Here is a 20,013-nt window from a genome sequence, read left to right on the forward strand (position 1 = left end):
TCTCGTAGGGAGATATCTTGGTTCAAAAACGGTCATGTCTTGACTGGGCCGCTGCTGCCGCGCCCGCGGCCGGGCGGATCCGCCGGGTCGTTGTCCGACGGGCCTGACGGCGTGCTGCGACCGCCGCGGCCCTGGCCCGCCGGGTCAGTCGGGTCGGCGTCGCTGATCCCGCCGCCGGGCCGGCGGGGGCCACCGCCTCGCCCGGCACTTGGCGGGTCATTCGGGTCGGTATCCGTCACCCCCGTGCCCGGGCGCTGCCCACCGCGGCCCCGACCCGGTGGGTCATTGGGGTCGTTGTCCGTTGCGCCCGTATCGGGCCGCTGCCCACCGCGTCCGCGGCCGGGCGGATCGTTCGGGTCGGTGTCGGTGGCGCCGGTGCCCGGGGGCTGACCCCCGCCGCCGCGCCGCCCCTGCCCGGGCGGGTCGCTGGGGTCGTTGTCGGTGGCACCGGTGCCCGGGCGTTGGCCGCCACCGCGGCCTCGGCCGGGCGGGTCGCCGGGATCAGCGTCGGAGATGCCGGGCGGTGCTGCGCGCGGCGGCTGACGGGGCGCGCCGGGACCGGGCGCAGCCGGCGGCGTCCCACCGCCTTCGCCCTTGACACCCTGCGCGCCGGCAAGCGCCGGAACGCCGACCCCGCCGCCGGCGGCGGCCGCGCGGATCATCAGCGCGCGCCGCGCCAGGCGGCCTTCCTTCGACTTCGTCATCCGGCGGGCTCTCCGTCACCAGCCGGCATTCTCGGCACCGGTTCGCTGCCGGCACAAGCGACCTGTCGGTCGAAGGTTCGGGCTTGCGTTGATGTTCTCTTTTTGTTCTTATCATCGCATGAGAACGTTACCCCACGACCTTTCCCTGGCGATCCCGCCCTGTCCGGTCGCCCTGCGGCCCGATCCGCGCTACCGTTTCGTCCCTGCGGCACCGCCAAGGGCGACGCGGCGCGCCATGCGCGACTTCACAGGCTTCCTGGCCCTGGCCTGGGCCGTGGCTGAACTGGCGCTCTGGGTCGGCGCCTGACGAGGATCTGGCGCCGCGTCAGGCTGCTCGGCTGCGAAGGATGGCGACCGCCTGGCGGAAGCCATCGGCCATGCGCTGCCCCGGCATCGCGCCGGAGAACAGCAGATGGCGGTCGAGCAGGAAGGACGGGACGCCCTGAATGCCGGCCTGTGACAGCGCGCGCGATTCCTGCTCCACCTCCGCGCGTGCCGCCGAACCGCCCGCGAACTCGGCGATGACCGCGGCCGGCAGGCCGACCTCTGTGCCGAGCCGCGCCAGCACGGCGCGGTCGCCGACGTCCTCGCCTTCCTGGAAGTAGGCGCGGAACACCCGCCCCACCAGTTCGTGCTGGCGGCCGGTCGCCGCGGCCAGGCGGATCAGGCGATGGGCCTCGACCGTGTTCGGCGTGCGCGTCATCAGGTCGTGGCGGAAGGCCAGCCCGGCGTCGCGGCCGGCCTCGGCCACCTGCGCGTCCAGCTCCGCCCCGCGTTCGACCGAGCCGAATTTCTGCGCCCGGTAGGTCGCGCGATCGACGCCCTCCGCGGGCATGTCGGGGTTCAGCTGATAGGGCAGCCAGCCGATCTCGAAGGTCAGACCTTCCTCGGCGAGAATTGCCAGCGCGCGGTTCAGATGGGCCCGGCCGATCCAGCACCAGGGGCAGATGACGTCCGAAACGATCTCGAGCCGGCCGGCAGGCGTGGGTGCGTTGTCCATGGCGGGCTTCCTCGGTTTGTTCCGTGCCGAGGATGGGTGCGCCGGCCCGGCGCCGCAAGGCTGCCCCCCTTGGAGCCGCGGCGTCTTGCGCGCATGGTCCCGCGCCATGACGAGCATGACCTTTCCCGCCGCCCATCCCGCCCCCTGGACCGAGGCAGCGCCCGCCTCGCACGGCTTCGACGCCGCGAAGCTGGCCGAGGCCGTCGCCTTCGCTGCCGCGAACGAGACGCCCTGGCCGCACGACCTCGCCGGCCATATCGGCCGCGGCGCCTTCGAGCCGCCGCCGAACAACGAGGTGCTCGGCCCGCTCTGGCCGCGCGGCGAGCCGGGTGGGCTGGTGACGCGCCACGGCGTGCTGGTCGCGCGCTGGGGCGACACGCGAGAGGTCAGCCAGACCTTCTCCGTCGCGAAATCCTATCTCTCGCTTCTCGCGGGCCTGGCCGTCGCCGACGGGCTGATCCCCGATATCGACCGCCCGGTGCGCGAGACGGTGGATGATGGCGGCTTCGACTCGGCGCAGAACGCGCCGGTCACCTGGCGGCACCTGCTGACCAACACGTCCGAGTGGGAAGGCACGCTGTTCGGCAAGGCGGACAGCATCGACCGAGGCCGCAATCTCGGTGTCGAGGGGCAGGGGAAGAAGGGGCAGCGCGAGCTCGCCGCGCCCGGCACCCATTGGGAATACAACGACATCCGGGTGAACCGCCTGTCGCTGGCACTGCTGCGCCGCTTCGGCCGACCGCTGCCGGAGGTGTTCCGCGAGCGTGTCCTCGGCCCGATCGGCGGCTCGCCCGATTGGCGATGGGACGGCTACCGCACCTCCTGGGTGGAACTGGCGGATGGCCAGCGTGTGCAATCCGTACCGGGCGGCACGCATTGGGGCGGCGGCATCGCCATCCATGCCGAGGACCAGGCGCGTGTCGGCCTGCTGGCGCTGAACCGTGGCGCCTGGGCGGGCAAGCAGATCGTGCCGGCGTCGTGGTTCGACCTGTCCACCACGCCCTGCCCACTGAACCCGCATTACGGCTTTCTGTGGTGGCTGAACTCGGACGGCGCGCGCTATCCGGCGGCGGGGCGGGATGCGTTCTTCGCGAGCGGTGCGGGCGGCAACCTGACCTGGGTCGAGCCGTCCCGTGGCATCGTCGCGGTGCTGCGCTGGACCAACCCCGCATCGATGGGTGGGTTCATCGAGCGGGTGATGGGCGCGCTGGCGTAGGGGTGAGCGTACCGGGCGGCCGGTGCGGCCCCGCGCAGCGACCTACGCCGTCATCGGAAACAGCGGATCGAGGCGAAGCCTTGATCCGGGAGCGCAGCGCGCGACCGCGCCCCAACCGTGGGCGGCCGCAAGGGCGCCAGTGCTTGGTGCGAAGGCAAGGTGGCCGGATGGCCGCCGCCCGCCGTTTAAGGGCGTACAAAAGTCAAAGCGGGCGGCCGAAGAATTCGGCCGCCGGCGTTAAGCAGGCACGTCGCCCTGCAGCGTGACGCGGTGCATCTCCCGCCGGAAGCCGTGGTAGTCGTTCACCGGGTAGTGCTGCACGGACCGGTTGTCCCACAGCGCGATCGATCCCGGCTTCCAGCTGAAGCGGCAGGTGAATTCCGGCTTCGTCACATGGGCGAACAGGAAGTCGAGCAGCGGCTTCGATTCCGCCTCGGTCCAGCCATCGAAGCGCGTGGTGTGGCCGAGGTTGACATACAGCGCCTTCCGACCCGTCTCCGGATGCGTGCGCACCACGGGATGGGCGGCTTCCAGCACCTCGGCATTCGTCACCGCGCCGCGTTCCTTCTGGCGGTCCTCCCGCGTCTTCGATGCATCCGCCTTCTTCGAGGAATTGATCGCGCGCAGCCCATCCAGCGTTGCGCGCAGCCCCGGCGACAGCGCGTCATAGGCAGCGCGGCAATCGGCAAACAGCGTGTCGCCGCCGGCCGGCGGCACCTCCCGCGCGATCAGCATCGTCGCCATCGGCGGGCGCTCCAGATACGCCGTGTCGGAATGCCAGACGCCGCCGAAATTGATGCGTTCCTCGGGTTCCTTGATCACCGGCGTGATCTGCGGAAGGCCGTCCAGGCCGCGGACGAAGGGGTATTCCACCGGCGTGCCGAAGCGCCCCGCGAAGGCGAGGAAATCCCGCGGCGCCAGCGCCGCCGCGTCGCGCAGGAACAGCACGCCATGTTCCAGCCAGGTGGCGCGCAGCGCGGCGATGGTGGCGTCATCGGCCGGGGTGCTGAAATCAACCCCCGAAACCTCGGCGCCGACGAGGCCCGAAGCGCGTGTGACGGTCAGGCGCTGTGCGGTGATGGACATGGTTCTCTCCGTTTGCGTCGAAGTTACGCCGCTGTCCGCAGCCGCGCCAGCAGACCCGCCGCGTTCTCCCGCGGCAGGGCGTAGAAGACGAAGACATAGGGGTCCGAGGCCTCGAACACCGCCGGGTCGGGCGAGGCCCGCTGCATCGTCGCACGGTCGAGCGCGCACACGGGAAACCAGTCCCCTCCCAGTTCGAACATCACATCGTAGCCGAGCGCGTCGAGATAGGCCGGCACCGACCATGTGCTGCCCTGCCGATGACGTTCCTCGATCTCGATCGTCAGGACAGGGCGGCAGCGCAGCAGCGTCTCGCGAGCGCCCCGCAGGATCTCGTACTCCGCGCCCTCGGCGTCGATCTTGATGGCCGTGAGATCCGTGATGCCGAAATCGTCCAGCCGCATCAGCGTGACGGTGAACCGCTCGATGCCGACGCGCCCGGAGCGATGCGCGGCATAGTCCTTCGCCGTGCTGGCCCATTGTTCCTGTCGCACGCCGTCGAGCACCGGCATCGCGAGCATTGCCTCGCCCGTTCGGTCGCCCAGCGCGGCTTGATGGATCGCGACATGGGGCGGCAGCGCGCCGAAGGCATCGGCCAGTGCCGCGCGGAGGCGCGCGGCGGCGGCCGGCAGCGGCTCGAAGGCGAGCACGCGGGAGGAGGGCAGACGCGCCAGCGGAATGGTGATCAGCCCGTCATGCGCCCCGGCATCGACCAGCGTGCCGGGTCGATGGAGCAGCCGGTGGAAGGTGGTCTCGTCCATGACGTCGTCCGCGTCAGGCGGCCGCGATCGCCGCGTTCATCGCGCGCACCCCGGCCGCCGGCCCGTCCGGATGGTTCCACACTGCCCCCACCACGGCGAGGAAATCCGCCCCCGCCCGCACCAGCGGGCCGCAATTCGCCGCGGTGATGCCGCCGATCGCGACGCAGGGGATTTCCATCATCTCCGACCACCATTCCAACAGGTCGATCCCGGCGGTGTGCACCGTGTCCTTCGTCTCGGTCGGAAAGAAGGCGCCGAAGGCGACGTAGTCCGCGCCGAGTTCGCCCGCCTCCATCGCCAGGTGCCGCGAGGCATGGCAGGTGATGCCGAGGATGCTGTCCTTGAGCAGCGCCCGCGCGCCTTCGTGGTCGCCGTCCGTCTGGCCCAGATGTGCGCCGTCGCAGCCCAGCGCATGAGCGAGCTTCGCATCGTCATTGAGAATGAAGGCGACGTCGTGCGCGTAGCAGACCGGCATCAGGGCCTCGGCGGCGCGCTCGATGTCGTCGGCCGCAGCATCCTTCAGCCGGAGCTGCAGGCAGGCGACGTCGCCGGCGTCCAGCGCCGCGGCCAGGTGGTCACGAAACGCGGCGGGATCGATCCGCGGCGGCGTGATCAGGTACAAGCGGCATCCAGCCGAGGAGACGCCGTGAGATGCCGCATTCGCCATCGATCATTCCTTGCCTGCGCTATCCCGACCCGGAGGCCGCGCTCCGCTTTCTGAAGGACGCCTTCGGCTTCGTCGAGAAGATGGTGGCCCGCGGCGAGGATGGCGGCATCATCCATGCCGAGCTTACCCATGGCGAGGGCGAGAGGCGCGGCATGCTGATGGTCAGCGGCACCGGCCGCCAGTTCTTCGACATGCGTCTGCCGAGCGAGGCGGGCGGCGTGACGGACTGCATCTATGTCATCGTCGCCGACCCGGATGCGCATTGTGCCAAGGCGCGGGCGGCGGGCGCGGAGATCCTCGAAGGCCCGCTCGACCGGGAATATGGGTCCCGGGAGTATGTCGCCCGCGATATCGGGGGCTATCTGTGGGATTTCGGGACCTACGATCCCTGGAAGACGTGACGGCCGCCGCTTGTCGCCTGACGGCCGTCTTCGCATACTCCGCCCGCATGAAGGCCGCGCCGAGTACCCCCTGAACCGCGTTCCCGCGCCACGCGCGCGAGGAACATGAGATCCGGCCGGCCATCCGTGCCTGCCGGCAAGGCCACCTTCATGTCCTGACGACAGCCATCGGCGGTCAGGCTGCGAGTATCCCATGCCCAATTTCTTCGAGAGCCCTTTCAAGGGCATTCCGCTGTCGGAGCAGGTCACTCACCCGAACATCCGGGTCGGCCGCTACAGCTACTATTCCGGCTACTATCACGGCCACGGCTTCGACGATTGTGCGCGCTACCTGTTGCCGCAGCCGGATGCCGACAAGCTGATCATCGGCAGCTTCTGCTCGATCGGCACCGGCGCCAGCTTCGTGATGGCGGGCAACCAGGGCCATCGCCTGGACTGGATCAGCACCTTTCCGTTCTTCTTCCTGCCCGACGAGCCATCCTTCGCCGGTGCACGGAACGGGTACCGCCCCGCCGGCGACACCGTCATCGGCCATGACGTCTGGATCGGCGCGGAGGCGATGATCATGCCGGGCGTCACCGTCGGACACGGGGCGCTGATCGGGGCACGAGCCGTCGTCACGCGCGACGTGGAACCCTACGCCGTCGTCGCAGGCAATCCGGGGAAGGTGATCCGCATGCGCTTCGACGAGGCCGAGCGGACGATGCTGCTGGAGATGCGCTGGTGGGACTGGACCGACGACCAGCTCCGCGACGCCATGCCGCTGCTGACCGACGGGAATGTCGCGGCGCTACACCGCCATTGGCGGGACAGTATCGCGCCGGCGGGCTGACCCGCCAAAACAAAACGCCGCCGCGAGGCTTCCCTCGCGGCGGCGCCATCACGCCCTGGGGCGCGACGTCACACCTTGGTCTTGTAGACCTCGATCATCGAGGCGAGCAGCTTCAGCGCCTCATCCTTCGGCCGCTGGAAGGCGTTGCGGCCGACGATGGAGCCGTTGCCGCCGCCGGCATGGATGGCGCGCGCTTCGTCGAGCAGCGCCTCCGCGCCCTTCGCCTCGCCGCCCGAGAAGACCACCAGGCGCCGGCCGTTGAAGCAGGACTGCACGACGTGCCTGATGCGCGCCGTCAGGTCCGACCCGTCGATCTTGCGGTCGGTGTAGGTCTTCTTCGCCGCCTCGAGCGAGACGGGCTCCATCGGCGGCTTCACCTTGATGATGTGCGCGCCGAGCAGGGCCGCCATGTGCGCCGCATAGGCGCAGATGTCGAAGGCCGTCTCGCCGGTCTTGTCCAGCATCGGTCCGCGCGGATACGACCACACGACGACCGCCAGACCCGCCGACTTCGCTTCCTCGGCGAGCTCGCGCAGCTCCTCCATCATCTCGAACTGGTATTCGGAGGACGGGTAGATCGTGAAGCCGATCGCCGAGCAGCCGAGGCGCAGCGCATCCGCCACCGACCCGGTCACCGCCTGATCCTTCGTGGTGGACAGGCTGTTCGAGGAATTGACCTTGAGGATCGTCGGGATGGCGCCGGCGAAGGTCGCCGCCCCGGCCTCGATCATGCCAAGCGGCGCGGCATAGGCGTTCAGCCCCGCTTCGATCGCCAGCTCGAAGTGATAGTGCGGGTCGTAGGCCGCGGGGTTCGGCGCGAAGGAGCGGGCCGGGCCGTGCTCGAAGCCCTGGTCGACCGGCAGGATCACCATGCGGCCGGTGCCGCCGAGCTTCCCTTCCATCAGGATGCGGGCGAGGTTCGCCTTGGTCCCGGGGTTGTCGCTCTCATACCAGGAGAGGATTTCCTTCACGCGGCGGGTCAGCTTCATGTCCGGCGTCCTTCTTCGGCTTCACGTTCGGCCCCGGCGCGATAGCGCAGGCGCCCGATCCTGTCACGGGGCAGGCGATGTGGGCGATCCCTGTGGCGCTTCCATGGCGAGCCAGCCGGCGAGGCTAGCCAAGTCATCCCGCCGCCGCAGGTCCAGGCCGGCGAGGTCGAGCGCCGCCGGGCGCGCCGGCAGCAGCAGCGCCCCGGTCTCGCCGGCCGCTTTCGCCACCGCCCCGAAGGCCGGGCTGGCCCCGTCCAGGATGACGATGCCCACCCCTGCGCGCAGCGCCGTCAACGCGCTGCCTGCCGCGTCCGCGCAGTCGAGGGCGGCCGCGCAGCGGGACTGCGGGTGCCGCCGGCGCGCCGCCGCGACGAGGGCCAGGAACCAGCCTGCCCCCGCAAACCCGCCGGCCCCGGGGGCAGAGAGCAGCAGCACCCCCCGCGCGCCGGCCGCGGCCAGCGCCGCCGCCGCCTGGTCCAGCCCATGCACCACCACTGCCGGCATGCTGACAGATGACGTCACCGTTGACCCCGAGGCCCCTCTCTGCCAAGCCTTTCCCGTACCCTCGCGCGGTTTGGCGGGGAAGGGAATCACGGACCTTCAAGGGGGCGGATTGAGCGAAGCGGTGGACCCGGTGGCCGAAGCCACCCTTCGGCTGGAAGCGGCGGTGGAGCGGCTGTCCCGCGCCGCCAGCGCCCGCCCGGCCGCCCCGCGCGGCGAGGGCGACTCGCCCGGTGTCGATCCGGCCGCGGTGGCGGCCCTGGCCGCCCGCCTCGACGAAACCATCGGGCGCCTGCGCGGCGTGCTGGGCGAGGAGGGCTGATGGCTCAGGTCACGGTCCGCGTCGGCGGCTACTCCCACCCCGTCGCCTGCCAGGACGGCCAGGAACGCCACCTGACCAACATGGCGACCGAGGTCGACAAGCGCATCGGCACGCTGAAGGCCATGGGCATGCAGTTCGGGGAGACCCGCATGCTGCTCCTTGCTGCCCTGCAGCTCGCCGACGAGGCCGCCGATCTGCAGGCCGAGGTCGCCGCGCTGAAGGCCGGCGGCGCGGTCGCCGCGACCCCCGTGCCCGCCGAGCCCGACCCGGAACTGATCGCCCGCCTGAACGGTCTGGCTGAAACCATCGAGGCCATTGCAGCGGGGCTGGAGCGCACCTAGCTTTACTGGGCGGGGCTGCCCGGTGCGCCTAGGCAATTCATCCCCAGGGCCAATAAGCATCCTCCGGGAGCTGGCTCTGTCTGGACCCTGGTCCAGGTACCTGGCGCCCACCTGCATTAGCAGGCCTTGGGAGGGTGAGACGCCAGCGGCCTATGGTGGCTCCGCACTTTTCGTTCCGGTTTGATCTGCTGAAGTCGCTTGGGGTGCCGGCCGCTGGCTGGCTTTTTTTGTGCCCTCAGACGGCGGGCGGCGCCTTGCCTTCGCGCCCTGTGATGTGGCGTTGGGGGCGGCGGGCGGTCTGGGCGCGGTCGCGCTTCGCGCTCGCGGATCGCGGGGCCGCGATCCGGTTGTTGCGCCGCCCGGGCGGCGGGTGACCCCGTCTGGGGCGGTCTCCCTCTGCCCGACGGTCGCGCTTCGTGCTCGCGGCAAGCTCCGATTCGTTCGTCCCCCCGATGTCCGGCTACGGTTCCTGGTGGAGGTGCGGCGGCGCTAGACTGACCGAATGAACACCGACGCTCCTTACTGCGACGTCCTGCTGGCCGAACTGAAGGCGGAGGCGCGGCGGGTGGCGCTCGAACGTCGCGCGACCGTTGATCCGGCGGGGAAGGGGGAGGCGCTGGCGGCCGTCATCCTGCGCGATTGCCCACCGCCGGCCGGTGCCCTCGTCTCCGCCTTCTGGCCCATGGGACCCGAGATTGACGTCCGGCCGCTGCTCGCCGCGCTCCATGCGCGGGGGCAACCGCTCTGCCTGCCGGTTACGCCGAAGCGCGGGCAGCCGCTGCGCTTCCGGCGCTGGGCGCCCGGCGATCCGCTCAGCCGCGGGCCGCTCGGCACCCGCCAGCCGGTCGGCGGAGATGAGGCCGAGCCGGACTGGCTGTTCGTGCCACTGCTCGCATTTGATCGCTCCGGCGGCCGGCTCGGCTACGGCGGCGGCTATTTCGACCGGACCCTTGCCGCCCTGCCTCGCGCGATCGCGGTCGGGGTTGCCTATGCTGTCCAGGAAATGCACGAACCGCCGGGCGTGCCGGCCGGGCCGACCGATGTCCGGCTCGCGCGCGTGGCGACGGAGAATGGCGTGGTGATCTGCGGCGGGGCTTCGTGAGGCTCCTTTTCCTCGGTGACATCGTCGGGCGGTCGGGGCGCGATGCGGTGGCGGCGGCGCTGCCCGCGCTGCGCCGCGACCTGCGCCTGAACCTGGTGGTGGTGAATGCCGAGAACGCCTCCCACGGCTTCGGCCTCGCGCCGGAGATGGCACGCGCCCTGTTCGCCGCCGGCGCGGATGTGCTGACCCTCGGCAACCACGCCTGGGACCGCAAGGAGATCATTCCCTTCATCGCGGAGGAACCCCGACTGATCCGGCCGATGAATTACGCGCCGGGCACGCCGGGGCAGGGGGCGGCGGTCGCCTCCCTCCACGATGGCCGCCGCGCCCTGGTGATCCAGGTCATGGGCCGGCTGTTCATGGAACCGCTCGACGACCCCTTCCGCGCCGTGCAGGGGGAACTCGCGAAGCACTCGCTCGGCCCGCAGGGCTCGGTGCAGGCGGTGGTGATCGACATCCATGCCGAGGCGACTTCCGAGAAGCAGGCCATGGCGCATTCCTTCGATGGCCGTGCCTCGCTCGTCATCGGCACGCATACGCATGTGCCCTCGGCCGATCATCGCGTGCTGCCGGGCGGCACAGCGTTCCAGACCGATGCCGGCATGTGCGGCGACTACGACAGTGTCATCGGCATGCAGAAGGGCGGCGCGTCCCTGCGCTTCTGGCGCAAGGTGCCGGCCGAACGCCTCGCGCCGGCCGAGGCGGAGGCGACGGTCTGCGGCCTGTTCGTCGAGACCGACGATGCCACGGGCCTTGCCGTGCGTGCGGAGCCCGTGCGGCTCGGCGGATCGCTTTCCCCCGCCATGCCGGCGGCATGAGCACGGCGCGAAGCAGCGGCCGGGTCGATGGCGCCTGGCAGGCGCTGTTCAGCCGGCGTGACGACCGTGTCCCGAGCCACGTGCCGGATGTCGAGCTCGGCCTGAACGACCGCGTTGCACCGGTCCGGGGCCTGGCTCTCGCCAGCCAGCAGATCGGCCTGCAATCCATCTACTTCCTGCTGCCCGGCATCGTCGCCGCGGCCTTCGGCGGCTCGGCGCTCGACGCGACGAACATGCTCTGCCTGTCGCTTCTGGGCCTTGCGCTCTACGCCGTCCTGCAGGGGTTGACCAAGGGGCCGGTCGGGTCGGGCTATCCACTCGTCGCCGCGCCCTCCGCAACCATGATGGCGCCGATGCTGCTGGCGGCGGGTGCCGGGCAGACGCTCGGCCAGGCTGCGGCCATGGTGGTCATCACCGGCATCGCCGCGATGCTCTTCGCGCCGATGACGCGCCGCCTGACCGCGTTGCTGCCGACCGAGGTGACGGGCGTGGTCGTGTTCATGGTCGGTGCGTCCCTGCTGCCGACGATGATGACATTGCTGCATGTGGACCCGGCCTCGCCGGGGGAGGCGGTGCCGGGCAGCGCCGTCGCCTTCGGCTGCTTCGCGCTGATGGTCGTCATCGCCGTGCTGCGCACGCGCTTCGCGGCCTATGCCGTGCTGATCGGGGCGGCGGCCGGCACCGCCGTGTCGATGGTCCTCGGCATGACGCCGGAGGGCGCGCACGACCTGCTCGTGGCCGCACCCTGGTTCGCCCTGCCGACCCCGGCGGCGCTGCCGGATTTCTCCTTCGACCCGACCCTGCTTGTCGCCTTCCTCGTCACGCTGGTGCCGTCGCTCGCGTCGATGGTGGGCGTGCTGGTCGCCTTTCAGCGGGCGACGGATGGCGGCTGGACGCGGGCCGATCCGGGGCCGATCCGGCGCGGCATCCTCGGACACGGGCTGGCCGTGGCGCTCGGCGGCTCGCTCGGTGCACTGACGGGCGGGGCGTCGGCCTCCTGCGTGGCGCTGTCGATCGCGACGCGCAGCTTCGCCCGCGGCATCGCGCTGATCGGCTCAGGCATCCTGTTCCTGATCGCCTTCTGTCCCAAGGCCGTGGCGCTGTTCATCCTGGTGCCGGCGCCGGTGCAGGCGGCGATGCTGCTCTACGTCGCCGGCTTCATGATGGCGCAGGGTTGCGCCATGGTCGTGCTGCGCACGCTCGACACGAGGCGCACCGTGGTGGCGGGGCTGGGGCTGACGGCGGGCCTGTCCGTGTTGACCGCGCCGGGCTTCTTCGCGGCCGCCGTGCCCGCGCTCGCCTCGCCACTCGCGATGGGGGCGCTGGTCGCCTTCCTCGCCAACCTGGTGACCCTGCCGCTGGTGCGGCGCGTGCAGCGCTTCTACCAGCCCTTCGGCGCCGGGATGGGCGACATGCTGCAGGACCGCGCGCATGCGATCGGCGGCGCATGGGGCCTGCGGCCGGAAACCGTACGCAAGATGCACCACGCGCTCGCCGAATTCGGGGATCTGCTCGCCGGCCGCGGCCTGGTCGGCATGACGGTGGTGGCGACGCAGGCGGACGAGGCGGTGCACCTGACCGTTGCCTTCCGTGGCGCGCCGCTGCCGACGCCGGCGCGCCGGCCGAACCTCGACGCCATCGAAGCCGGCGGCGACGCGATGGAGGCGGTCTCGCTGTGGCTCGCCCTGCGAGAAGCCACGAGCCACGGCACGCGCAGCACGGCCGAAGGCCAGGAACTGCACATCGAATTCCAGGACTGAAGCAGAGAAGGACGACAGGGATGGATCTCGGCTATGCGGGGCGCCGCGTGCTCGTGGTGGGTGCGTCGGCGGGCATCGGCTTCGCCGCGGCGGACATGCTGGCGGCGGAAGGCGCGGAGCTGCTTATCGCTTCCCGTGACCCGGCGGGCATCGCCGCGGCGGCGGACCGCATCGGGGCAGCGACGGGCCGTCGCCCGGCGACCGCGACGGCGGATATCACCGTGGCGGGGGCGGCCGATGCCCTGCTGGCGGAAGCCGCCTCGCGCTGGGGCGCGCTCGATGCGCTGGTCGATGCCGTGGGCGGCTCGATCCGGTCGGGCTTCGAGGCGCTGTCGGACGAGGATTGGCTCGGCAATTACGGCTTCAACGTGCTGTCGGCCGTGCGGGTCGTGCGCGCGGCGCTGCCGCTGCTGCGCAAGGGTGCGGACCCGTCGATCGTCCTGCTGGGCGCGGCGGCCTCGCGCATGCCCTATCCCAACCAGATCGTGTCCAACGTGCACAAGGCGGGACTGCTCGGGCTGACCAAGACGCTCGCCGGGGAATACGCGGCCGAGGGCATTCGCGTGAACTGCGTCGCGCCCGGCCGGACCCTGACGCGGCTCTGGACGGACCGCGCGGAGAAGATGGCGGCCGAACGCGGGGTGCCCTTCGACGAGGTCATCGCCGAATTCGCCCATGAGATCCCGCTCGGCCGCTTCGGGCGGCCGGAGGAGATCGCCGCGATGGTCGCCTGGCTGTCGAGCCCCCGCGCCGCTTATGTCACCGGGCAGACGGTGAACGTCGATGGCGGGATCGCGCGCGGGCTGCTCTGATCAGTACATCGTCTGCTCCAGGCGCGCCGGCGCGGCCTGGTCATACGCATCGGTGTCGAGGTCGCGCCCGCTATGGGCGGCGATGAGCTTGCCCATGGTGGGCAGCCCCGCCGGCCGCGCCTTCCCGTCCCAGAGGCGCGACCTCATCACCGATTTCGCGCATTGCATGAACAGGTCGCTCACCGTCACCACCAGCACGGTGGTGGGCGCCTTGCCGCGTTCGACGAAACGGGCCGTCAGCGCCGGGTCCGCTGTGATGCGCGCGGTGCCGTGCACGCGCAGCACCTCGGAGGCGCCGGGGACGAAGAAGATCACGGAGACACGGTTGTCCTCGAGGATGTCGCGCAGCCCGTCCAGCCGGTTGTTGCCGCGCCGGTCCGGGATGATGAGCGTGCCGTCGGGCTCCACCGCCACGAAGCCGGGCGCGTCCCCGCGCGGCGTCGCATGCACCCCCCGGCTGCCCACGGTGGACAGCACGCAGAAGGGGGAGGCGGCGATCCAGGCGCGTGCCGTCGCCTCGACGCGCGGCGAGACCTTCTTTGCGGCGAGTTCGGACGTTTCGCCGTAGAGGGTGCGGAGCTGCGCCTCGGTGGTGATGGCGAAGGGGTCGGCGGGGGGCTGCATGTCCATGGCGGGCCATTCTGGCGCGGCGGGCGGCTGGTTTACCAGCCCGCGCTTGCCCCGCCCGGGCCCCGGCCGGTAAAAGCCCCACCCATCCCACGCACCGGTTTCCTGAGAGAGAGGCGGCCATGGCCGGCCATTCGCACGCCAAGAACGTCATGCACCGCAAGGCCGCCCAGGGGGCCAAGCGCGCCCAGGCCTTTGGCAAGCTGATCCGCGAGATCACCGTCTCTGCCAAGCAGGGCATGCCGGATCCGGCGATGAACCCGCGCCTGCGGGCCGCGGTGAAGGCTGCGCTGGTGGCGAACATGACGCGCGACACCATCGACCGGGCCATCAAGCGCGCCAGCACGGCGGGGCAGGGCGAGGACTGGCAGGAGGTCCGCTACGAGGGCTACGGCCCCTACGGCATCGCGATCATCGTCGAGGCCCTGACCGACAATCGCAACCGCACCGGCGGCGACCTGCGCTCGATCTTCAACAAGAACGGCGGCGCGCTGGGTGAGAGCAACTCGGTCGCCTTCCAGTTCGACCGCAAGGGCGTGCTGCGATACCCGCTGGCGGCGGCGAGCGCCGACGCCATGCTGGAAGCGGCGATCGAGGCCGGCGCCGAGGATGTCGAATCGGATGAGGAGACGCATGAAGTCTCCTGCTCCGTCGAAGATTTCGCCGCGGTGCGCGATGCCCTGGAGGCGAGCTTCGGCGAGGCGCAGGCGGCGAAGCTCGAATGGTGGCCGTCCACCACCATCGACCTCGACGAGGAGAAGGCGCGCGACATTCTCAAGCTGGTCGATGCGCTGGACGACCACGACGACGTCCAGACGGTCTATGCTAACTTCGAGGTGGACGAGGCCGCCGCCGCCCGGCTTTCCGCTGCCTGACGCCGCGCGGGCCCGAAGCCATGCGCGCGGTGGTGATCGGCTTTCCCAAGTCCGGAACCTCGACGATCCAGGAGGCGCTGACGCGCAGCGGCCTCACTGCGGCCCATTGGCGGTGGAACGACAGGCCGATCGGACAGTTGGTCTATGAAGGGCTGTTCGCCGAGGGCGATCCCTTCGCGCGGCTGCATGGCCTCGATGCCGTCACGCAGATGGATGTCTGCCAACCGCATCTGAAGCTGAACTACTGGCCGAACCTCGACTTCGTGGTGCTCGAGGCGATCCGCGCGCGCCATCCGCGGTGCCTGATGGTGCTGAACCGGCGGGAGCCCGCCGCGATCGCCGATTCGATCGGCCGCTGGTACGATATGCGGGACCGTTTCGCGATATCCGACATTCCAGGCCTGCCGCGCGGCTTCGGCCGCCGGCCGGAGGAACTGGTGGGCTGGATCGAACGGCACCACGCGGCCGTCCTCGCGCGGTTTGGCGGCGATCCGGCCTTCCTCGACCTGGATGTGACGGCGCCGGACCGGCTGGGCGCAGCGCTTGGTGTGCGCATCGCCTGGTGGGGGCGAGCCAATGTGAACAAGGTGGCGCCGGCCGCGGCGTCGTGAGGCAGGGCGCCGCTTCTGGTAGTCTCCGCCGCCATGTCGCGCCGGCCGATTCGCATCCTGGGACTCGACCCCGGCCTCCAGCACACCGGCTGGGGGCTGATCGAGCATGACGGCTTCCGCCTGCGCTTCCTGGCCGAGGGCGTGATCTCCACCACGCCGGCCGAGGAACTGCCGGACCGGCTTCTCGCCCTCCACCGCGGCCTCGCCGCCATGATCGACCTGCACGCGCCGGAGGAAGCCGCCGTCGAGAACACCTATGTCGCCCGCAATCCGGATTCCGCGCTGAAGCTCGGCCAGGCGCGTGGCGTGGTGGTGCTGGCGCCGGCGCTCGCGGGCCTCGCCGTCGCGCAATACGGGGCGATGGAGGTGAAGCGCGCCGTGGTCGGCAACGGCCACGCGGCGAAGGAACAGGTGCAGGCGATGGTGAAGCACCTGCTGCCCGGCGTGACGTTCAAACGCGCGGACGCTGCCGACGCGCTGGCGGTCGCGATCTGCCACGCGCATCACCGGCAGTCCCGGCAGGCGCTGGCGCGTGGGTATCAGCCGGCATGAGGGCGGGTGTGGGCGGTATTGGGCGCCGGGAGATTGGAGGGGCTTTGCCCCTCCAAGCCACCCCAGCAAAGGCCGAAAGGCCTTTGCAAACCTCCATTTGGCGCCGTGCTTCCGGGTCGGCCCGACCATCGAAACCCGCCTTTGCGCGCGGCGGACGTTGGAAGGTGATGGCGCGGCAGTTCTGCGCGGCGCCAAAGGATTGCGGTCCAGGATGCCCAGCATCCTGGCGGGGAGGTTCGGAGGGGCAGAGCCCCTCCGATCGCGCGCCATGATCGGCGCCTTGAAGGGCCGCGTGGACTCTACGCATGAGGGCGGCTGCGTCTTCGACGTGAACGGTGTCGGCTACCTGCTGTCCTGCTCGCGCAAGACGCTCGATGCCCTGGCCGGGCGGGACGGCGTGCAGCGGCTGTTGGTGGAAACCCGCGTCAGCCAGGACGCCATCACGCTCTACGGCTTCGCCGACGCGGCGGAGCGCGAGGCCTTCCGCGCGCTGATCGAGGTGAAGACGGTCGGCCCGCAGAAGGCGCTGATCGTGCTGTCCTCGCTGTCGCCCGACGGGCTTGCGCGCGCCATCGCGGGCAAGGAGCGCAAGCGGCTGTCGGAGGTGAAGGGCCTCGGCGCGGCTACGGCGAACCGCATCGTCGACGAGCCGGCGATGCAGAAATGGGCGGTCGGCCGAGCGACGCCGGACGCGGATGGCGAAGGCGTGCTGCCCGCTGCGGCGCCGGAAGCGGGCGCGGAAGCCGATGCGGTGTCGGCGCTGGTCAATCTCGGCTGGAAGCAGCCGCAGGCGGCGGCGGCCATCGGCCGTGTCGCGAAGCGGCTGGGTGAAGGGGCGACGCTCGACGCGCTGATCCGCGACGGGCTCAAGGAGATGGCGCGGTGAGCGGCGACCGCATCACCGACCCCGAGCGCCAGGGTGACGACTACGGCGAGCACGCGCTGCGCCCGCAGACCATCGCCGACTTCACCGGGCAGCAGTCGTTGCGCGAGAACCTCTCGGTCTTCATCGCCGCGGCGAAGGCGCGGGCCGAGCCGATGGACCATGTCCTGTTCCACGGCCCGCCGGGGCTCGGCAAGACGACGCTCGCGCAGATCGTCGCGCGGGAACTGGGCGTGGGCTTCCGCGCGACGTCGGGGCCGGTGCTGCAGCGGTCGGGCGACCTCGCTGCGATCCTGACGAACCTGCAGCCGCGCGACGTGCTGTTCGTGGACGAGATCCATCGACTCCAGCCGGCGATCGAGGAGACGCTGTACCCGGCGATGGAGGATTTCTGCCTCGACCTGATCATCGGGGAGGGGCCGGCGGCGCGCACGGTGCGCATCGACATCCCGCCCTTCACGCTGATCGGGGCCACGACGCGCGCCGGGCTGCTGGCCACGCCGCTGCGCGACCGCTTCGGCATTCCCCTGCGGCTGATCTTCTACACCGCCGAGGAACTGCACGGCATCGTCAGCCGCGGCGCGCGCAAGCTCGGATTCCCGCTTTCGGAAGACGGTGCGATGGAGATCGCGAAGCGCTCCCGCGGGACGCCGCGCATCGCCGGCCGCCTGCTGCGCCGGGTGCGCGACTTCGCCATGGTCCAGGGCCAGGACGCCGACCGGGCCATGGTCGATGCCGCGTTGCTGCGGCTGGAAGTGGACGCCCTCGGCCTCGATGCGATGGACCGGCGCTACCTCCGCCGCATCGCCGAGCATCATGGCGGGGGTCCGGTCGGTATCGAGACCCTGTCCGCGGCGCTGGCCGAGGGCCGCGATACGCTCGAGGAAGTGGTCGAGCCCTTCCTGATCCAGGAGGGGCTGGTATTGCGCACGCCCCGCGGGCGAATGCTGGGCGAAGCCGGATGGCGTCACCTCGGGCTGGCGCCGCCAGCCTCGATGGTGGCGCAGCTCGACCTGTTGCGGGACACGGATGCGTGAGCGATCTGGCGCCGAAAACGGACGATAGGGTCCATCGATACAACCTCCGGGTGTATTTCGAGGACACCGATGCCGGGGGAATGGCCTACCACGCCCGATATCTCCACTGGGCGGAACGGGCGCGCACGGAATCATTGCGTGACATAGGCTTGCCGCATCAATTTATGATCGAACGTCACAATGCGATGCTGGTGGTGCGTCGCATCGAAGTGGAGTATTGGCGGCCCGCCCGCCTCGACGACCCCGTGGTCGTGGAGACCGCAATCCTGCGGGTGACCGGCGCCCAGATCCTTCTCAGCCAGACCGTCCGCGCGGCGGCCGGAGGGGAGGATGGCGCGCCGGGCGAGCGGCTGGCGGGGCTGAAGGTCGGCCTGGTCTGCGTCGGTCAGAGGTCGTTGAAGCCCGTGCCTCTGCCCGAGCCATGGCGAAGTGTTCTGCGGGACCTGGTCGTGCCGGCGGCGGCCGGCTGACGGTTCCGATGGGTGGTGCAGGCGGCCCCGGCCGCAGACGCTCCGAACGGGGCGGGAAAGGAGATCTGGCGTGAACGGTGTGACGGCTGAGGCGCTGGGGCAGGCTGCCCACGACCTGTCGCTCTGGGGGCTCTTCCTCCAGGCCGACTGGATCGTGAAGACGGTAATGATCGGCCTGCTGCTCGCGAGCATCTGGGTCTGGGCGATCGTCTTCGACAAGGTGACGAGCCTGCGCCGCGCCAACAAGGCCGCCGATGCCTTCGAGGATCGCTTCTGGTCCGGCGGCAGCCTCGACGATCTCTATGCCAAGGAAGGCGAGGACCCGTCCCATCCGCTCGCTGCGGTGTTCGGATCGGCCATGCGCGAATGGCGCCGCTCGGCCGGGCCGGCGGCGCTGCTCGGTGGCGCCAAGGAGCGCGTGGAGCGCGCCATGTCCGTGACCATCGGGCGCGAGATGGAGCGCCTGGAACGCTGGATGGTCTTTCTCGCCTCGGTCGGCTCCGTCGCGCCCTTCATCGGCCTGTTCGGCACCGTCTGGGGCATCATGAATTCCTTCGCCGCCATCGCGGGCATGCAGAACACCAACCTCGCCGTCGTGGCGCCGGGTATTGCGGAGGCGCTGTTCGCGACCGCGATCGGCCTGGTCGCCGCCATCCCGGCGGTGCTGGCCTACAACAAGATCACGACGGACCTCGCGCGCTTCGCGGGCCGGATGGAATCCTTCGCGACGGAGTTCGCGGCCATCCTGTCCCGCCAGACCGAGGCGGCGGCGAACGACAAGGCCACCCCGGCCGTCTCGGCGGCGGAGTAGGGCCATGGCCGGGTCCATGATCGGCCGCGGCAACGGCCGTTCGCGCTACCGCCCCATGGCGGAGATCAACGTCACCCCGTTGGTGGACGTCATGCTCGTCCTGCTGATCATCTTCATGGTGGCGGCGCCGCTGATGACCGTGGGCGTGCCGGTGGACCTGCCGCGCACCGCCGCCTCGCCGCTCAACCAGGAAACCGAGCCGCTGACCATTTCGGTCGACCCGCAGGGCCGCGTCTTCCTGCAGGAGACCGAGGTACCGATGGAGAACCTGGTGCCGCAGCTGCGCGCCATCATGGCGAACCAGCCGCAGGGCCAGCCCGAGCGCCGCATCTTCGTGCGGGGCGATCGCGCCATCGCCTACGGCAAGGTGATGGAGGTGATGGGCACCATCGCCGCCGCCGGCTTCACCCGCGTGGCGCTTCTCGCGGAGCAGCCCGCCGGTGCGCCGGCCACCACGCCGGCACGGCCTGCCGCGCGGCCCGGCGCGCCTCCGGCGCCGCGCTGACGAAAGGGAGCGGAGGGGTGGGCCTGCCCGCCTGGACTGCACGGATGGACCTGAACCGCTGGGGCTGGGTCTCTGCGGGGCTGCACGCGCTGATTCTCGGGATCGGCGTGCTGTTCGTGCTGGCCCGCACCATCCCCGAACCCGAGGACCAGGGCATCGCCATCGAGCTGGTGACGCCTGGGCCGGCCCAGCTTGCCCAGGCGGATGTGCCGCGGCCGATTGCGGCACCGCCGACCCCCGACGCGCCCACCGAGCCGACGACGCCCGAGCCGCCGGCGCCCGAGCCGCCGCGCAACGCGCCGCCTGAACCGCCGCCACCACCCCCGCCGCCGC

The 20,013-nt window shown here is 70.9% G+C and carries 26 protein-coding genes, 1 other RNA gene and 1 pseudogene; 20 read left to right on the plus strand and 8 right to left on the minus strand.

Annotation, left to right across the window (positions count from 1 at the left end):
* Positions 1 to 32: 32 nt before the first annotated feature.
* Positions 33 to 704, minus strand: coding sequence for a hypothetical protein (locus tag GXW78_RS22090; protein WP_211871064.1), 672 nt, complete (start codon positions 702 to 704; stop codon positions 33 to 35).
* 118 nt (positions 705 to 822) lie between these two features.
* Here GXW78_RS22090 and GXW78_RS22095 point away from each other — a divergent pair, with 118 nt between their 5' ends.
* Entirely contained in the window at positions 823 to 1,011 is a 189-nt protein-coding gene (locus GXW78_RS22095) for a hypothetical protein (RefSeq protein ID WP_211871065.1), read from the plus strand.
* An 18-nt stretch (positions 1,012 to 1,029) separates the two neighbouring features.
* On the opposite strand, the gene GXW78_RS22100 is transcribed toward GXW78_RS22095, so the two are convergent.
* Positions 1,030 to 1,704, minus strand: a complete 675-nt coding sequence (locus GXW78_RS22100; protein WP_211871066.1) for a DsbA family oxidoreductase — start codon at positions 1,702 to 1,704, stop codon at positions 1,030 to 1,032.
* A gap of 106 nt (positions 1,705 to 1,810) precedes the next feature.
* Between GXW78_RS22100 and GXW78_RS22105 the strand changes: the two genes are divergently transcribed.
* Positions 1,811 to 2,920, plus strand: coding sequence for a serine hydrolase domain-containing protein (locus GXW78_RS22105; RefSeq protein ID WP_246522523.1), 1,110 nt, complete (start codon positions 1,811 to 1,813; stop codon positions 2,918 to 2,920).
* A 237-nt stretch (positions 2,921 to 3,157) separates the two neighbouring features.
* Here the strand turns inward: GXW78_RS22105 and GXW78_RS22110 are convergent, their stop codons facing one another.
* Genes GXW78_RS22110 through thiE form a run of 3 tightly spaced genes read right to left on the minus strand, consistent with a single transcriptional unit; the run spans position 3,158 to position 5,431 of the window.
* The gene (locus GXW78_RS22110) at positions 3,158 to 4,006 is read right to left on the minus strand and encodes a TauD/TfdA dioxygenase family protein (protein ID WP_211871067.1); all 849 of its coding nucleotides are present in this window, start codon (positions 4,004 to 4,006) and stop codon (positions 3,158 to 3,160) included.
* Positions 4,007 to 4,029: 23 nt separating this feature from the next.
* Positions 4,030 to 4,764 carry an FkbM family methyltransferase gene (locus GXW78_RS22115; protein WP_211871068.1) on the minus strand — a complete coding sequence of 245 codons (735 nt, stop codon included), beginning with the start codon at positions 4,762 to 4,764 and terminating at the stop codon, positions 4,030 to 4,032.
* A 13-nt stretch (positions 4,765 to 4,777) separates the two neighbouring features.
* Positions 4,778 to 5,431 (minus strand): thiamine phosphate synthase, encoded by a 654-nt coding sequence (gene thiE / locus GXW78_RS22120; protein ID WP_211871069.1) that lies wholly within the window; start codon positions 5,429 to 5,431, stop codon positions 4,778 to 4,780.
* On the opposite strand from thiE, the gene GXW78_RS22125 reads away from it, so the two are divergent.
* Together GXW78_RS22125 and catB are read left to right on the plus strand one after the other, a co-directional pair.
* On the plus strand, positions 5,416 to 5,832 hold the full coding sequence (locus GXW78_RS22125; RefSeq protein ID WP_211871070.1) for a VOC family protein: 417 nt from the start codon (positions 5,416 to 5,418) through the stop codon (positions 5,830 to 5,832). The genes thiE and GXW78_RS22125 overlap by 16 nt on opposite strands.
* 193 nt (positions 5,833 to 6,025) lie before the next feature.
* Positions 6,026 to 6,664: a type B chloramphenicol O-acetyltransferase gene (gene catB / locus GXW78_RS22130; RefSeq protein ID WP_211871071.1), complete on the plus strand. Its 639-nt coding sequence runs from the start codon at positions 6,026 to 6,028 to the stop codon at positions 6,662 to 6,664.
* 68 nt (positions 6,665 to 6,732) lie between these two features.
* Here catB and GXW78_RS22135 read toward each other — a convergent pair whose 3' ends face one another.
* Together GXW78_RS22135 and GXW78_RS22140 are read right to left on the minus strand one after the other, a co-directional pair.
* On the minus strand, positions 6,733 to 7,653 hold the full coding sequence (locus GXW78_RS22135) for a class I fructose-bisphosphate aldolase (protein ID WP_211871072.1): 921 nt from the start codon (positions 7,651 to 7,653) through the stop codon (positions 6,733 to 6,735).
* Positions 7,654 to 7,716: 63 nt separating this feature from the next.
* On the minus strand, positions 7,717 to 8,157 hold the full coding sequence (locus tag GXW78_RS22140) for a hypothetical protein (RefSeq protein WP_211871073.1): 441 nt from the start codon (positions 8,155 to 8,157) through the stop codon (positions 7,717 to 7,719).
* Here GXW78_RS22140 and GXW78_RS22145 point away from each other — a divergent pair.
* From GXW78_RS22145 to GXW78_RS22175, 7 genes are all read left to right on the plus strand, one after another.
* On the plus strand, positions 8,156 to 8,476 hold the full coding sequence (locus tag GXW78_RS22145) for a hypothetical protein (RefSeq protein ID WP_211871074.1): 321 nt from the start codon (positions 8,156 to 8,158) through the stop codon (positions 8,474 to 8,476). The genes GXW78_RS22140 and GXW78_RS22145 overlap by 2 nt on opposite strands.
* Entirely contained in the window at positions 8,476 to 8,817 is a 342-nt protein-coding gene (locus GXW78_RS22150; protein WP_211871075.1) for a cell division protein ZapA, read from the plus strand. The genes GXW78_RS22145 and GXW78_RS22150 overlap by 1 nt, the downstream gene beginning before the upstream one ends.
* 9 nt (positions 8,818 to 8,826) lie before the next feature.
* Positions 8,827 to 8,983, plus strand: a non-coding RNA gene (gene ssrS, locus GXW78_RS22155) — 6S RNA.
* A 336-nt stretch (positions 8,984 to 9,319) separates the two neighbouring features.
* A complete protein-coding gene (locus tag GXW78_RS22160; protein ID WP_211871076.1) occupies positions 9,320 to 9,919 on the plus strand; it encodes a 5-formyltetrahydrofolate cyclo-ligase in 600 nt (199 codons plus the stop codon).
* A complete protein-coding gene (locus GXW78_RS22165) occupies positions 9,916 to 10,737 on the plus strand; it encodes a TIGR00282 family metallophosphoesterase (protein ID WP_211871077.1) in 822 nt (273 codons plus the stop codon). The genes GXW78_RS22160 and GXW78_RS22165 overlap by 4 nt, the downstream gene beginning before the upstream one ends.
* On the plus strand, positions 10,734 to 12,497 hold the full coding sequence (locus GXW78_RS22170) for a solute carrier family 23 protein (protein ID WP_211871078.1): 1,764 nt from the start codon (positions 10,734 to 10,736) through the stop codon (positions 12,495 to 12,497). Before GXW78_RS22165 ends, GXW78_RS22170 begins: the two co-directional genes overlap by 4 nt.
* A gap of 20 nt (positions 12,498 to 12,517) precedes the next feature.
* Complete coding sequence (locus GXW78_RS22175) at positions 12,518 to 13,309, plus strand: SDR family oxidoreductase (RefSeq protein ID WP_211871079.1); 792 nt, start codon at positions 12,518 to 12,520, stop codon at positions 13,307 to 13,309.
* Here GXW78_RS22175 and GXW78_RS22180 read toward each other — a convergent pair whose 3' ends face one another.
* Positions 13,310 to 13,939, minus strand: a complete 630-nt coding sequence (locus GXW78_RS22180) for an MSMEG_1061 family FMN-dependent PPOX-type flavoprotein (protein ID WP_211871080.1) — start codon at positions 13,937 to 13,939, stop codon at positions 13,310 to 13,312.
* Between the two features lie 119 nt (positions 13,940 to 14,058).
* Here GXW78_RS22180 and GXW78_RS22185 point away from each other — a divergent pair, with 119 nt between their 5' ends.
* The 9 genes and pseudogenes from GXW78_RS22185 to GXW78_RS22225 all read left to right on the plus strand — a co-directional run.
* Positions 14,059 to 14,811 (plus strand): YebC/PmpR family DNA-binding transcriptional regulator, encoded by a 753-nt coding sequence (locus GXW78_RS22185; protein WP_211871081.1) that lies wholly within the window; start codon positions 14,059 to 14,061, stop codon positions 14,809 to 14,811.
* Positions 14,812 to 14,831: 20 nt separating this feature from the next.
* Positions 14,832 to 15,422, plus strand: a complete 591-nt coding sequence (locus GXW78_RS22190; RefSeq protein ID WP_211871082.1) for a hypothetical protein — start codon at positions 14,832 to 14,834, stop codon at positions 15,420 to 15,422.
* A 33-nt stretch (positions 15,423 to 15,455) separates the two neighbouring features.
* Positions 15,456 to 15,974 carry a crossover junction endodeoxyribonuclease RuvC gene (gene ruvC, locus GXW78_RS22195; protein WP_211871083.1) on the plus strand — a complete coding sequence of 173 codons (519 nt, stop codon included), beginning with the start codon at positions 15,456 to 15,458 and terminating at the stop codon, positions 15,972 to 15,974.
* Between the two features lie 268 nt (positions 15,975 to 16,242).
* Positions 16,243 to 16,860, plus strand: coding sequence for a Holliday junction branch migration protein RuvA (gene ruvA, locus GXW78_RS22200; RefSeq protein WP_211871084.1), 618 nt, complete (start codon positions 16,243 to 16,245; stop codon positions 16,858 to 16,860).
* A complete protein-coding gene (ruvB, locus tag GXW78_RS22205; protein ID WP_211871085.1) occupies positions 16,857 to 17,894 on the plus strand; it encodes a Holliday junction branch migration DNA helicase RuvB in 1,038 nt (345 codons plus the stop codon). Before ruvA ends, ruvB begins: the two co-directional genes overlap by 4 nt.
* Positions 17,891 to 18,364 (plus strand): YbgC/FadM family acyl-CoA thioesterase, encoded by a 474-nt coding sequence (locus GXW78_RS22210; RefSeq protein WP_338147816.1) that lies wholly within the window; start codon positions 17,891 to 17,893, stop codon positions 18,362 to 18,364. Before ruvB ends, GXW78_RS22210 begins: the two co-directional genes overlap by 4 nt.
* A 70-nt stretch (positions 18,365 to 18,434) precedes the next feature.
* Positions 18,435 to 19,175, plus strand: coding sequence for a protein TolQ (gene tolQ, locus GXW78_RS22215; protein WP_211871087.1), 741 nt, complete (start codon positions 18,435 to 18,437; stop codon positions 19,173 to 19,175).
* 4 nt (positions 19,176 to 19,179) lie between these two features.
* Positions 19,180 to 19,680 (plus strand): protein TolR, encoded by a 501-nt coding sequence (gene tolR / locus GXW78_RS22220; RefSeq protein WP_211871088.1) that lies wholly within the window; start codon positions 19,180 to 19,182, stop codon positions 19,678 to 19,680.
* Between the two features lie 17 nt (positions 19,681 to 19,697).
* Positions 19,698 to 20,013 (plus strand): annotated as a pseudogene (locus GXW78_RS22225) (cell envelope integrity protein TolA); the annotation flags it as partial.

The organism is Neoroseomonas terrae, from assembly GCF_018129025.1.
GTDB classification, from domain to species: domain Bacteria; phylum Pseudomonadota; class Alphaproteobacteria; order Acetobacterales; family Acetobacteraceae; genus Neoroseomonas; species Neoroseomonas terrae.

What these genes read in the sequence shown, in the direction of transcription:
- GXW78_RS22090 (WP_211871064.1), bottom strand. Translation starts at nt 704, where the DNA reads ATGACGAAGTCGAAGGAAGGCCGCCTGGCGCGGCGCGCGCTGATGATC.
- GXW78_RS22095 (WP_211871065.1), top strand. Translation starts at nt 823, where the DNA reads ATGAGAACGTTACCCCACGACCTTTCCCTGGCGATCCCGCCCTGTCCG.
- GXW78_RS22100 (WP_211871066.1), bottom strand. Translation starts at nt 1,704, where the DNA reads ATGGACAACGCACCCACGCCTGCCGGCCGGCTCGAGATCGTTTCGGAC.
- GXW78_RS22105 (WP_246522523.1), top strand. Translation starts at nt 1,811, where the DNA reads ATGACGAGCATGACCTTTCCCGCCGCCCATCCCGCCCCCTGGACCGAG.
- GXW78_RS22110 (WP_211871067.1), bottom strand. Translation starts at nt 4,006, where the DNA reads ATGTCCATCACCGCACAGCGCCTGACCGTCACACGCGCTTCGGGCCTC.
- GXW78_RS22115 (WP_211871068.1), bottom strand. Translation starts at nt 4,764, where the DNA reads ATGGACGAGACCACCTTCCACCGGCTGCTCCATCGACCCGGCACGCTG.
- GXW78_RS22125 (WP_211871070.1), top strand. Translation starts at nt 5,416, where the DNA reads ATGCCGCATTCGCCATCGATCATTCCTTGCCTGCGCTATCCCGACCCG.
- thiE (WP_211871069.1), bottom strand. Translation starts at nt 5,431, where the DNA reads ATGGCGAATGCGGCATCTCACGGCGTCTCCTCGGCTGGATGCCGCTTG.
- catB (WP_211871071.1), top strand. Translation starts at nt 6,026, where the DNA reads ATGCCCAATTTCTTCGAGAGCCCTTTCAAGGGCATTCCGCTGTCGGAG.
- GXW78_RS22135 (WP_211871072.1), bottom strand. Translation starts at nt 7,653, where the DNA reads ATGAAGCTGACCCGCCGCGTGAAGGAAATCCTCTCCTGGTATGAGAGC.
- GXW78_RS22145 (WP_211871074.1), top strand. Translation starts at nt 8,156, where the DNA reads ATGCTGACAGATGACGTCACCGTTGACCCCGAGGCCCCTCTCTGCCAA.
- GXW78_RS22140 (WP_211871073.1), bottom strand. Translation starts at nt 8,157, where the DNA reads ATGCCGGCAGTGGTGGTGCATGGGCTGGACCAGGCGGCGGCGGCGCTG.
- GXW78_RS22150 (WP_211871075.1), top strand. Translation starts at nt 8,476, where the DNA reads ATGGCTCAGGTCACGGTCCGCGTCGGCGGCTACTCCCACCCCGTCGCC.
- GXW78_RS22160 (WP_211871076.1), top strand. Translation starts at nt 9,320, where the DNA reads ATGAACACCGACGCTCCTTACTGCGACGTCCTGCTGGCCGAACTGAAG.
- GXW78_RS22170 (WP_211871078.1), top strand. Translation starts at nt 10,734, where the DNA reads ATGAGCACGGCGCGAAGCAGCGGCCGGGTCGATGGCGCCTGGCAGGCG.
- GXW78_RS22175 (WP_211871079.1), top strand. Translation starts at nt 12,518, where the DNA reads ATGGATCTCGGCTATGCGGGGCGCCGCGTGCTCGTGGTGGGTGCGTCG.
- GXW78_RS22180 (WP_211871080.1), bottom strand. Translation starts at nt 13,939, where the DNA reads ATGGACATGCAGCCCCCCGCCGACCCCTTCGCCATCACCACCGAGGCG.
- GXW78_RS22185 (WP_211871081.1), top strand. Translation starts at nt 14,059, where the DNA reads ATGGCCGGCCATTCGCACGCCAAGAACGTCATGCACCGCAAGGCCGCC.
- GXW78_RS22190 (WP_211871082.1), top strand. Translation starts at nt 14,832, where the DNA reads ATGCGCGCGGTGGTGATCGGCTTTCCCAAGTCCGGAACCTCGACGATC.
- ruvC (WP_211871083.1), top strand. Translation starts at nt 15,456, where the DNA reads ATGTCGCGCCGGCCGATTCGCATCCTGGGACTCGACCCCGGCCTCCAG.
- ruvA (WP_211871084.1), top strand. Translation starts at nt 16,243, where the DNA reads ATGATCGGCGCCTTGAAGGGCCGCGTGGACTCTACGCATGAGGGCGGC.
- tolR (WP_211871088.1), top strand. Translation starts at nt 19,180, where the DNA reads ATGGCCGGGTCCATGATCGGCCGCGGCAACGGCCGTTCGCGCTACCGC.